This is a genomic window from Metabacillus malikii (genome assembly GCF_030813355.1).
Classification (GTDB): Bacteria; Bacillota; Bacilli; order Bacillales; family Bacillaceae; genus Metabacillus; species Metabacillus malikii.
The window spans coordinates 32,841-45,326 of the sequence record NZ_JAUSUD010000030.1; the positions used below are offsets into that span (position 1 = coordinate 32,841).

Genomic DNA, 12,486 nt, shown 5'->3' on the forward strand with positions numbered 1-12,486 from the left:
CAAGAACAATAACAATTTGTGAAACAATTAGTATTTAAATTAATACTTAAGGAAATCACAGGCTTAACAACTTTCAGCTTTGATGATTTATTGTGAATTTTCCTCTAAAGCTAGAAGTAAACATAAAAATAGTAGTAGTGAATCCACCATGCAATATGATGCAACGAATTCTGAAGAATATTTAGCATTGCTTGAGGACGATTCGCGAAAAGAGAAGCTGCTCATGCTTCGAGATATGATTTTTGCTTATGCACCTGAAATGGACGAGGTGATTCGCTATAAGATGCTAAATTACGGTAAAGATGATAACTATGTTTTCGCGTTAAACGCACAAAAGCATTATGTCAGCCACTATGTGGGTACAATCGAAAGAATCGAGAACGCAGAAACACTATTAGCGGGCTATAATTATGGAAAAGGTTGTATTCGTGTCAGAAAGACAATAAGGATTGAGGAGACGGGGCTGGAACAATTTATTCATAGGACTGTTGATATGTGGCGGGCTGGGGAGGATATGGATTGTTAGTAAAGCGGTACTACTAAAAAAACAATCACTACGCGAGTAGGTGTTTAAGTAAAATACTGATAGTAGAGAAGATGAAACACTCACAGTTGTGGGTGTTTTTTTGTTTTTTGGAAAATGGATGAAATAGAAAATGCTTAACAGTATATTGGGTTATTGAGGATAATAAAATTCTTATTAAGTAGATTAAATGAGAAGTAAGAAACGAGCCCATTTCTGCAAAGGATGAGGGCCTTCTGCCAATTGAAAAATGCGTGGTAGAAGTCACCATGAACGTCTATGTAATGAGTGAAAAAAGCAGGTACAGTAATAAGAACTCAGTCAAATTCCGATTATGATAGAATTTTTACCCACATTTAAATCTGTAATAAATTGTATAATCGTTTATATAGAGTATGAAAGTTTTTGATTTGTATATCAACTTGCGCGATATATTATTGGGATAACTTAGACTCTGAAGGTAAGTAATCAACATTCATTTAAATTAGCAATAATCGTTACATATAAAGTACTCAACGTATTGGTTCAATAACTCATTGTGGACGAAAATCCAATTTTACGTACAATATTTTTATTTTTATTCTAGAAGTCCAAAGGAGATTAGATAGATGAACGAATTAATAGTACTGAAGAGATATTTAGATAAATATACAGAGTATAGTGAGGAAGAGAAACAAGCAGTTTTGAGAGCTCTTAACATTCAGGAGATTAAGAAGGGGGACTATCTAATTCGCCAAGGTGATATTCCAGTTGAGCAATGTTATTTTGTATTGAAGGGCTGTGTAAGACAGTACGATATTGATGTGGAGGGTAAGGAGGTTACGGTTAATTTTTATACGGAAGAGCAAGCGATTCTGTTGTTTCATATGGACAATCCTTATGAAAAATCTAAATACTCATTCACCTGTCTCGAAGATAGTGTAATGGTTGTTGGAAATCTTGAAACTGAATTAGAAATGTTTGAGCAATATTCCGAACTAGAATCGATGACTCGTCAGTTGACAGAAATGAATCTCCATGAAACGCACCATGAGTTCGCTAAATTTATCCGCGCTTCTCCGGAAGAACGTTATAAAACAATCATCCAAAGTCGACCAGATCTTCTCAAACGAGTACCGCAGCATCAACTAGCTAGTTACCTTGGAATAACACCTGAGTCGTTAAGTCGAATCAAAAAGCGTATTCGATAAAAAAATTTCCGGTTATCTTTAATTCTTAACTAAAGTCAATGCGACCTTATTCTTTATAAAATACAATGATTAAAAAAGAATAAGGAGGAGGATTCCAATGAAAGCTATCCTCTCTGTAAAATATGGTACACCAGAAACGTTGAAACTAACAGAAGTAGCTATACCTAATCTGAAGGGAAACCAAGTACTCGTCAAGGTTCAAGCAGCATCCTTAAATTATAGCAATCTCGTGTTACTCACTGGGAAGCCATGGTTAGCCCGCATAGCATTTGGCGTGACCAAACCGAAATATCGAATTCCTGGTGGTGATATGGCAGGAACAGTTGAGGCGATCGGTGAGAAAGTGACGCAATTTAAGGTTGGAGACGAGGTATTTGGTGATTTATCGGATAGTGGATGGGGGACATTTGCAGAATATGTAGCAGCTGATGAAAAAGCGTTGGCATTAAAACCTCGTAATCTATCATTCGAGGAATCGGCAGCAGTACCGATGGCAGCAGTGACGTCCTTACAAGCATTGCGTGATAAAGGTAATGTGAAAACTGGCCAAGAAGTACTCATTCATGGAGCATCAGGAGGAGTGGGAACATATGCGATTCAAATCGCCAAAGCATTAGGTGCTACTGTGACTGCCATCGTAAGTACACGAAACGTTGCCATCGCTAAATCACTTGGTGCTGACCATGTCATTGATTATAAAAAGCAGAATCTAGAGGAACTGAGTCAGAACTATGATTTAATACTCGGCGTAAATGGCGGGCAGCCACTATCGATATATAAAAGAAAACTAAAAGACACCGGTACATTCATTCATGTTGGTGGAGCGGAAAGTCAAATGTATCAAACGATGCTACAAAGGCCTTGGTTATCCATGTTTGGAAAAAAGAAATTTGTCTCCTTACTAATGAAAGTAGAAAAAGAAGATTTGATTGCAATAAAAGAGCTAATTGAAGCAGGAAAAGTCAGACCAATCATTGATAAAACCTATACTTTAAACGAGGTTCCACATGCATTTCAATACTTTCAACAGGGGCATGCACAGGGGAAGGTTGTTATAACAATTTGATTGGTTAGAGGGAATGGGGTTAATTACGCATTCCAAAAATTGGGGTCGCATCAAAAAACAGTCTCTTCTCTACATTGAATATACGGCGGTGCAGTCAAGTGATAAGGCAGAGAGGTTTGCAAAAGCTTTATCATCGGTTCAACTCCGACCACCGGATCTTTAGGTGAAAACGAGTTGAATTATGAAATGGAAGAACACCTAAAAATGTTGGTGCATCAATGTTTGTAGGTGTTTTTTGTTTTTGGAAAACGGGTTGAAATAGGTTGAATCTTAAATATTCTTTTGTCCTGCTTTATGTTCCATTATTTAACGTTTTGCTACAATGTCAATATAGATAATCGAGAATAGGAGACGAGTAATTTATGGATTTGAGAGGAATGCAAGAGGTAATAGACCGAGCAATAAAGGAAGTCTGGGTTTCAAATATACCAAATATTCCTAATGGTTGTCTTCTGCTTTTTTACTAATGAAAGGAGGAAATCAAAATCAGTATTATCATTAATCACATCAAGCAATTTGAAAATATTATCAACGCTATTCCAAACTGCTACACAACTCCTAACGAATCAGGTTTTACTTTAAATAATAAACTAGGTGTACAGTGGGGCAAAACAAATCGCAAGAAAAAGTGGGGACAGGCCTTCCATGATTCAAATAGATTCTTATGTGCCATTGATTTTCTCGTAGATAGTTACGGTATTGAAGATTTGTCACAAAGGTTTAGTCTTTCTATTAGAAAAGAAGGAGAAGAAATTTCTGGTATTAGGAAAATTTCTTGTCCGGATTATGATACTGTTCACATCTCCTTGTATAATGATAGTACCGGGAGTAATTATAGTTTTAATAATGATTTATTTATTCGTTGGATACAAGAAGTGGCTAGAGATAATCAGAGGTAGAAGTATATTAACACTTATAGGTCGATAAGATTCATTTCAACTCCTTTATTTATTACAAAATGCAGTTGCTCCTTAAAAGGTAACTCACACTACTTTGCTGGTAGGGTGGAGTTACCTTTTTGTATTGATTTAAATTATCAACTAATGGAATTCTCAGAGGATTTTTCGACTAAAGACTACACATTTAAATCTTAGCCTGCATTTTTGTGAAGTTTTTACACCAACTAGATTTCCCACTCTGATTATCGTCCTTGTGTATAATGGCTCTAATGGTAACGGTTTTTGTGAGAAGCAACGTTTAGCCTGTATTTATTTTCCCTCTTTATATCAGTTTTCTAGGTAAATAGTTTTTGGTATATGAAGGACACATGAATAGTTTTGCACTAACAACTTGGAATTGTAAGTGCTACATTGTGTTTCCACGAAAATACATAAGACAGATTATTTATGGGAAAAATGATTTCCTCTGAAACGATTTGACCCGACCATATTGTCATCTAGTATATGCTAGAAATTCAATATTGAAGAAAATGTATTTTAAATGTAGTACAATGTTATAAATTAAGGCAATAAATTCCTTTTTGGAGGTGCGCGCTATGAATGATGTTGTGAATATTCGAAGAGAAAAATATAAAGCTTGGGTTACGGAAAATTTAGGCGAAAAAACAGGTATATGGTACACGCCATATCTTGAAAAACTTGGTCAACTGTTAGAAAAATTTGAATTAGTTTACGGCTATAAGGAAAACTTCTTTGATTATCAATCATATTCGGAATATAAAAATATCTATCAACAAATAACGGAACAAAGTGATGAGGATATTGAGAGATTAGTAACTGGTAAAGGTACACCTCGATATCCAGAAAAGTTTGGTACTACTAGAATTCAATTTAGAAAAAAATATGCGGAAGATGAATATAATCGCGGTTTAAGAAGTAAGCCTGATAATCTTGGTGGGATACCCGACTGGGGCGTTTTAATGCGATCATATTTAATATTTTTATATTATGATGAAAATCCTACTTTAACATATCCTAAAAAAGAGAAGAAAATTGCAAATCAAGAAGATGAAATTGATAACAGCATTAATTATTGGGTAATTTCGCCAGGCGAATATTCAAGATTATGGGATCAATTCCACGCGGAAAATATGATTGCACTTGGTTGGGACTATTTAGGGGATTTAAAACACTATGATTCAAAGGAAGCTGTTGAACGAAAAATAGCTGAGCAAAGAGTGGATGGGGTGCGTCCTGTCAATGATACAAAGGCTGTGTGGGATTTCTATCGTGAAATTAAAATAGGCGATGTTGTATATGTGAAAGAAGGAATTAAGAAAATACTCGCACGTGGAGTTGTTACGGGAGATTACTACTTCGATAATGAAGCATCAGAGTATAAACATAGAAGAAAAGTAGATTGGCTTCAAGTTGGAAAGTGGGAACTACATCAAACTTTTGCTCAAAAAACTTTAACATGTCTAAATCCTTATCCGAATTTAATCCAAGAAATTGATCAAGTAATGAATGAAGATTTTATTGATCCAGGAATTGCTGAAGTAAATGAATTTCGAAATTGGTTATCCACTCAAGTTACTGATACAGGGGTTAGCTTGAATGATAAAACAGTTACGCAAAAAGTAAGTGCGTTAAAGGACTTAGAGCGCCATTTTGATGCTTCAATTTTTGGTGAAACAGATATTGAACAACTAAAACGGTTGAAAGATGTCATTTTATCTGATGAATCCTACAAAAAATATAAAGGTGTATCGGGAAGTTCAATTGACTATTACATTCGTTTTATTGAGTCTAAGCCAATTGTACAAGATAATGAATCCTTTACAATGGATAAATTTCTTTCCGATGTTTTTATCGAGAAGAAGGAGCTTCTACGTCTAGTTTCTCTAGTTGAAAATAAGAAGAATCTTATTTTGAAAGGTGCACCGGGAGTAGGTAAAACATTTATTGCCAAACGTTTAGCGTATGTAATGATGGGAGAAAAAGATGAAACACGTATCCATATGGTTCAGTTCCACCAAAGCTATAGTTATGAGGACTTTATTGAAGGGTTCCGTCCAAAAGCTGAAGGAGATGGGTTTGAGCTGAAACAAGGTCCGTTTGTGAAGTTTGCTAGAAAAGCTGCGCGAGATCCAGAACGAGACTACTTCTTTATTATTGATGAAATTAATCGTGGGAATATGAGTAAAATATTTGGAGAATTAATGATGCTTATCGAGGCAGATAAGCGGGACTTACAAATCAATCTCCTTTATTCTAATGACAAATTTTCTGTTCCACCGAATTTATACATCATTGGAATGATGAATACGGCAGATAGAAGTTTAGCTTTATTAGACTACGCACTTAGAAGAAGATTTTCGTTCTTTGAAATTAAACCGGCGTTTCAAAATGAGACATTTAAGTCATATGTAAACGAATTAAATAATCCAGAAGCTTTAAATCGTATTATTGATGAAATTATAAGATTAAATAATCAAATTGTTGAAGAGCTAGGAACAGGCTTTCAAATTGGGCATAGCTACTTTGTAGGTGAAGCTTATAAAGTAAATACTACAAATCGTGTAGAGGAAGTAATCGAATATGAAATCATTCCACAGCTATTTGAGTATTGGTTTGATGATGAACAGAAGGCAAACGATTGGGCTGAACGACTAAGAGGTTGTTACGATGGAGAGAAATAATAATATTCCAATTCGTAATTTATATTATATGCTTTCCTATGCATATAAAACCTTAAGTCTTAACGAGTATAAACAAGTCGGAACAGAAGAGTTTGAGAACGTCAAAGAGCTTTACTCAGAAATTTTATCGATTGGTATACCAGTTTTGATTCGCGGAGGTTTAAGTAAAGATTATATAAGTGTTGAAGAGACTTCCAATGTTATTAAGGGAAAAATAGATATTAATTCTACGATAAAGAAAAATGCATTGGTAAATAAGAAAGTTGCAGTAGTTTATGATGAGTTCTCTGAAAACATATTGCTGAATCAAATCATTAAAGCTACACTCGTTTACCTATCACGCTCAAATAAAATAAGTCAAAAAATGCGAAGAGTGTTTTACGGCTTGCTGCCTTATTTTACAGATGTATCAGATGTAGAGCTAGATTTGAAGCTATGGAAAAACGTTAGATATAACCGCCAAAACATTCGCTATCAATTTATTGTAGACGTGTGTAGGTATCTTTATGAGCAGTTATTATTTGATGAAAGCTCTACATCTCAAATTATGAAAAACGCTCAAGATGAACAAAGATTATCATCTTTATATGAAAAGTTCATCTATGCATTTTTTAAACGTGAAACGAAATATAATGTATCCCATCCTCAAATTCAGTGGAGTGTTGATGATGATTTCGTAGATGCATTACCGATTATGCAAACAGACCTTGTTCTTCAAAAAGATAAAAAAACATTGATAGTGGATGCGAAATTTTATTCTGAGAATATGGTAGCAAGGTTTGAAGGAGGAACTGCAAAACAAAAATCCGGTAACCTTTATCAAATATTTACATATATAAATAATTGGAAAAAAGAGCCTGACGAAACGGTTGCAGGTATGTTACTTTATGCGAAAACAACCGCATTAAATCAACCTAACCATATTTATCACATTAAAGGTAATCAAATTTTTGTTGTATCTCTTGATTTACAACAAGATTTTAGCAGCATAAAGGAAAACCTACTAACATATGCAAATCAATTTTTTGCATAGTTATATAAAATCTCTTAATCTGGTACGAAATATCCCTCGAATCGTCATACGGGGGGATTTTTCATTTAACCTCTCCAAATGACCACTATGTTTAAATTTAATCTATAACTAAAATCCCCTTCTGCGAGGATGCTGTTAATGTGGTATTATTTACCTAGGATTATATAAGTATCTAAATAGGTACATATTGCTAACAATCGTAAAAGGGAGCAGTAGTTATGACCACAAAATATATATCAACAACAGCACTTTCAAAGGAAATAAAAATAGCTGCAAAAGAGGTTTTTAATTTATTATCCGAGAATGGATTGATAAGTAGAGAGGATAATAATTGGGTTTTAACAGAGAAAGGAAAGGCTAAGGGTGGAATCGTTAAATCGCATCCCATGTATGGAAGTTATATTGCGTGGAGTGAAGAGTTTAAGAATGACGAAATCTTTTCTACTGTTGAGACAAATAGCAATCTATTAACTTCGACAGCGTTAGGGAAACATTTTGGAATATCAAAATTTAGAATCAATCCTATTCTATCTGAATTAGGTTTACTTCAAAAAGGCGTAAAGGGTTGGACAGTAACACCATTAGGTAAACTAATGGGTGGTAAGCAACTTGAATATGACAAAACGGGTATACCATATGTTTGTTGGAATTCTAGTATTCTTACTAAAAAGAGCTTAATCAATTCTCTTGAAGAAATAAAAGGTGAATCAAAGGTAGAAGAAAAAGAAGAACAGAATAACGAGTCACCAATTGGATTTAGAGACAAATTTGTAGCAAAACATAGAGCAGCTGACGGACATTATGTACGTTCTAGAGCTGAGATGCTAATCGACAATTGGCTCTATATGTCTGAAATCGTCCATGCTTATGAACGAAAGTTACCAATTGAAGAGGAAGTATACTGTGACTTTTATCTACCTGTAGGCAAGGTATACATTGAATTTTGGGGACTCGAAAATGATGCTAAGTATGTTGAGAGGAAGCAAAAGAAACTAAGTATTTATGAAAAGTATGGCTTTAATTTAATTGAAATTAATGACGAAGATATTCAAAACCTTGATGATATATTGCCGAAAAGGCTTTTGAAGTTTGGGATTCAGACATACTAGAGATATCTTAATCTGTATTACTTTGCCACAAATACAAGTAACATAGGTGAAAAAGAGAGTTAATTGAAGGAGCGATAGAACACTGTAAATGTTATCTTCATTGTTTTGCGGGTGTTTTTGTAAGATGCGTTTTAAGAAGACTAGCGATTACAGGATTTGTAAGCGATTAACCGTAAGTGTTAATATATTTTTTATAGCTAAAGGGCCTTTCTTTATATGACCATTAATCTTAATGTTAGAGTAAAATATCCTTAATAATCAAATGTTTATAAACTGATGAAGTTTAAAAAGAGTAAATATGTAGGAGTACAAAATGAATCAAGAAAAGAAACTAATAACAAATTCCAACAACACAAATCTACTCAACGAACTCACTAAATCCATGAAAGAATGTGTTAGTTTTTATTTTAGTGTCGCTTTTATTAACTTTAGTGGGCTTCAGCTATTACTAGATTCATTTAAAGAAGCAGAGTTAAACAAGAAAATGGGGAAGATTATAACATCGACATATCTTAATTTTACTGAAGCAAAGGCATTAGATAAAATTAAAGAGTTTAACAATATTGACCTGAAGGTATTTGTAACAGATAGAGAAATCGGCTTTCATACGAAGGTTTACATATTCGAATATGAGGACTACTACAAAGTAATAATTGGTTCGTCAAATATTACCCAAAGCGCATTAAAAAGCAACATTGAATGGAATCTAGAGACTATATCAAAGAGCGACAGTGGTTTTATTAAAGATGTTATTAAAGAGTACGAGCATTTGTGGAGCATTAGTGAAGATGCAAGCTCAGAATTTATTGAACAATATCAGGAATTCTTAAAATCATTAAAGAAGAATGAGCAATCGAATAATGTTATTTATGAAAAGCAGAAATACATTGTTCCAAATCGGATGCAAAAGAGAGCGATGGAGAACCTAGAACGGTTACGTACATATGGGGAAAAGAAAGCATTAGTTATCGCTGCAACCGGAACTGGTAAAACGTTTATGTCAGCTTTTGATGTGAAGAATGTAAATCCTGCGAAACTATTATTTATTGTCCATAGAGAGGAAATTTTAAGGAAAGCAAAAGAGACCTTTGAAACGTTGATAACGAATACTGGTAAGACCTTTGGGTTGTTAACAGGTAATCATAAGGGGAAACATGAGGACTATGTGTTTTCGACTATTCAAACATTGTCTAGGTGCTATGAGGAATTCGATAGAAAAGAATTTGATTATATTATTTACGATGAAGCTCATCATGCGACAAGTCCATCCTATCAAATAGTAATGAATTATTTTGAACCAAAGTTCACACTGGGAATGACAGCGACACCAGAACGTAGTGACCATTATAATGTATTTGACCTTTTTGATAATAATGTTGCGTTAGAGGTCCGTTTGCATGATGCATTAGAAGATGAGCTTGTAATCCCATTTCATTACTTTGGGATTACTGATATTGAAGGTGTCAACTTAAGTGATATCTCGATTGATGATATAGCGGAAGTAACAAAACGACTTAAGCTTAATGAACGTGTGGACTACATCATAGAGAAGATGAATTTTTATGGGTATGATGGGGAGAAGAGAAAATGCTTAGGGTTCTGTGCGAGTAGAGAGCATGCAGAATACATGGCAGCTGAGTTTAACAAAAGAGGCTATAACAGCGTTTGTCTGCATGGTGGTCATTCCGTAGAAGAGCGTGGGAAATCTATTACACAGCTAGAAGATGATGAAGCTGAATTAGAAGTTATCTTTACTGTAGATATTTTTAACGAGGGTGTCGATATTCCCTCGATTAATTCTGTGCTTATGCTGCGCCCAACCAATTCACCAATTATTTTTATTCAACAGCTTGGAAGAGGTCTACGAAAGCATGGCAGCAAAAGCTTTCTAACGGTATTAGACTTCATCGGAAATCATAGCAAAGTCTTCCTGATTGCGATAGCCCTAAATGGAAGTAGGTACTATGATAAAGAAAGCTTAAAAGTAGCAATCGCTACTGGCTTTGCTAATATACCTGGAGCTACACATATTCAAATGGATGAAATAGCTCAGGAACGTATTTTAGAACAAATCGATAGAGAAAACTTTAATTCAATGAAATACTTAAAGGAAGAGTATTTTGAATTTAAAAAGCTTAATCAAGGTCGTGTTCCTTTATATTTAGTTGATTATATCAAATTTGATGGGGCACCGGACCCAGTTAAATTTATTGACCGTGAAAAAACGTATCTTAAGTTTGTAGGGAAGGTTGAAAAAGACGATCACTTAAGGGGACTACTTATTAATGATACATTTGAAAGTATTTTAAAGGAACTCTCAAGCAAGCTTCCACTTAAAAGAAGTTATGAATTCATTATCTTAAAATACCTGTTAACACATGAGGAAATTACACATGCACTGGCAAAGCATGAAATATTAAAATTAATCAATGATGTTGATGATGATAGTATTCATCATGCGTTTGAATACCTTAATCAAAATTATTATGATAGTACACAGTTAAAAGCAAAACAAAAATTAGTAGATTATCAAGGAGACAAGCTAGTTAAAACAGACGCTTTTAAACGTGTGTTAGCTAATCCAGAGTTGAGGTCATATATTGAAGATGTGCTTAACTATGGCATCTATCGATATGAACAGGAATATAAACATAATTATTACGGTGTTCCTCACTTTAAGCTATATGAGCAGTATCAAATGATCGATACAGCTTTATTATCTAATTACCGGAAAATACATACTGCTTTTAGAGGGTCTGGTCTGCTAGCAAATGGTAACGATTATTTTCTCTTTATTGACCTTCATAAGGAAGAAGATATTAAAGATAGCATTAATTATCAAGACAAGTTTATTAATGAAGAATATTTCCAATGGCAAACACAAAACAGTACAAGTCAATCATCGGAAAGAGGGAAAAATATTATCTTTAATAAAGATAGAGGAATAAACCTGCATCTTTTTGTAAGGAAATACAAAGAAATTGATGGAAAGACCGAACCTTATATTTATATTGGAAAAGGGGATTCTGTCGCATTTGAAGGTGAGAAGCCAATTACGGTAAGAATAAAATTACATCGCGAAGTTCCTAGTAATTTGTATACAGAGTTCACGAAAAAAGTGTAGTCTTCTCAAGTTGAGAAGACTACTTTTCACTTATTAATTGCTCCACAGCTGGTATATCAGCTGGCGCCCATTTCAAAGAGTCTAGATTTTCTCTCTTTAGCCAAATGAGAGTGGAATGCTCACTTGGAGTTGGAGTCCCAGCAACAATTCTACATTTAATCGAAATAAGATTAATAATAAAGGTATCGTACTCATGCGTATTATCGTTGAATAAATCTACAGTTTCAACTGTACAATTGAGCTCTTCTTTAATCTCCCTAACTAAAGCTGAATAGATGTCTTCATCCTTTTCAACCTTTCCACCAGGAAACTCCCACATATTTGGAATTGACATTTCAGGAGACCGTAATGCACAAAGAATTTCATTATTGTCATTTTCAATAATCGCAGCAACTACTTTAACAGTTTTTTTCATAGTATCCTCCAAATAATATTCTACTAGTTATGATAACATTTCAAAAATAAGTTCAAAACTATTAATTGAGAAAGTAAGTCTAATTATTAAAATCTATATTAATCCTAATGCCTAGGGGTTGCAGATGAGCCTTTAATAACTCTTAAAGATAATGTCAGTTGATAATTAATGGTGTTTGAAAAAAATAGTGTAGGTAAGCTATTTGTCGTCAAAAATAAAATTACTAAATCTTAACATTGAGTTAACAATTAGTTTACTAGAGCATGAAAAAATTGTAATAGTAAAGTTTATAGAAGTACTTCAAAATAAGAAGAATAGTGTAATCGAGCTCATTATTCCAGATACTTGTTTTCACATTAATCCAGGAGAAAATCTGAAATAATGTGCTACTTTTTCCACTATATTTCGGAATGTGCAAAAATTTG

General features: G+C 34.0%; 8 protein-coding genes. 7 read left to right on the plus strand and 1 reads right to left on the minus strand.

Going from position 1 to position 12,486, the window contains the following annotated elements:
- Positions 1–148: 148 nt before the first annotated feature.
- The 7 genes from J2S19_RS20840 to J2S19_RS20875 all read left to right on the plus strand — a co-directional run bounded on the left by J2S19_RS20840 (position 149) and on the right by J2S19_RS20875 (position 11,646).
- The gene (locus J2S19_RS20840) at positions 149–526 is read left to right on the plus strand and encodes an iron chaperone (protein WP_307345946.1); all 378 of its coding nucleotides are present in this window, start codon (positions 149–151) and stop codon (positions 524–526) included.
- A gap of 605 nt (positions 527–1,131) precedes the next feature.
- Positions 1,132–1,713, plus strand: a complete 582-nt coding sequence (locus J2S19_RS20845; protein ID WP_307345947.1) for a Crp/Fnr family transcriptional regulator — start codon at positions 1,132–1,134, stop codon at positions 1,711–1,713.
- Between the two features lie 97 nt (positions 1,714–1,810).
- On the plus strand, positions 1,811–2,779 hold the full coding sequence (locus tag J2S19_RS20850; protein WP_307345950.1) for an NAD(P)-dependent alcohol dehydrogenase: 969 nt from the start codon (positions 1,811–1,813) through the stop codon (positions 2,777–2,779).
- Between the two features lie 1,495 nt (positions 2,780–4,274).
- Positions 4,275–6,380 (plus strand): DUF8426 domain-containing protein, encoded by a 2,106-nt coding sequence (locus J2S19_RS20860; RefSeq protein WP_307345953.1) that lies wholly within the window; start codon positions 4,275–4,277, stop codon positions 6,378–6,380.
- A complete protein-coding gene (locus J2S19_RS20865) occupies positions 6,367–7,413 on the plus strand; it encodes a 5-methylcytosine restriction system specificity protein McrC (protein ID WP_307345955.1) in 1,047 nt (348 codons plus the stop codon). Before J2S19_RS20860 ends, J2S19_RS20865 begins: the two co-directional genes overlap by 14 nt.
- A 218-nt stretch (positions 7,414–7,631) precedes the next feature.
- Positions 7,632–8,522: a glycerol kinase gene (locus J2S19_RS20870; RefSeq protein ID WP_307345958.1), complete on the plus strand. Its 891-nt coding sequence runs from the start codon at positions 7,632–7,634 to the stop codon at positions 8,520–8,522.
- A gap of 313 nt (positions 8,523–8,835) precedes the next feature.
- Positions 8,836–11,646, plus strand: coding sequence for a DEAD/DEAH box helicase (locus J2S19_RS20875; protein WP_307345961.1), 2,811 nt, complete (start codon positions 8,836–8,838; stop codon positions 11,644–11,646).
- A 19-nt stretch (positions 11,647–11,665) separates the two neighbouring features.
- On the opposite strand, the gene J2S19_RS20880 is transcribed toward J2S19_RS20875, so the two are convergent.
- Positions 11,666–12,061 carry a (deoxy)nucleoside triphosphate pyrophosphohydrolase gene (locus J2S19_RS20880; protein WP_307345965.1) on the minus strand — a complete coding sequence of 132 codons (396 nt, stop codon included), beginning with the start codon at positions 12,059–12,061 and terminating at the stop codon, positions 11,666–11,668.
- Between the last annotated feature and the right edge of the window lie 425 nt (positions 12,062–12,486).

What these genes read in the sequence shown, in the direction of transcription:
- J2S19_RS20840 (WP_307345946.1), top strand. Translation starts at nt 149, where the DNA reads ATGCAATATGATGCAACGAATTCTGAAGAATATTTAGCATTGCTTGAG.
- J2S19_RS20845 (WP_307345947.1), top strand. Translation starts at nt 1,132, where the DNA reads ATGAACGAATTAATAGTACTGAAGAGATATTTAGATAAATATACAGAG.
- J2S19_RS20850 (WP_307345950.1), top strand. Translation starts at nt 1,811, where the DNA reads ATGAAAGCTATCCTCTCTGTAAAATATGGTACACCAGAAACGTTGAAA.
- J2S19_RS20860 (WP_307345953.1), top strand. Translation starts at nt 4,275, where the DNA reads ATGAATGATGTTGTGAATATTCGAAGAGAAAAATATAAAGCTTGGGTT.
- J2S19_RS20865 (WP_307345955.1), top strand. Translation starts at nt 6,367, where the DNA reads ATGGAGAGAAATAATAATATTCCAATTCGTAATTTATATTATATGCTT.
- J2S19_RS20870 (WP_307345958.1), top strand. Translation starts at nt 7,632, where the DNA reads ATGACCACAAAATATATATCAACAACAGCACTTTCAAAGGAAATAAAA.
- J2S19_RS20875 (WP_307345961.1), top strand. Translation starts at nt 8,836, where the DNA reads ATGAATCAAGAAAAGAAACTAATAACAAATTCCAACAACACAAATCTA.
- J2S19_RS20880 (WP_307345965.1), bottom strand. Translation starts at nt 12,061, where the DNA reads ATGAAAAAAACTGTTAAAGTAGTTGCTGCGATTATTGAAAATGACAAT.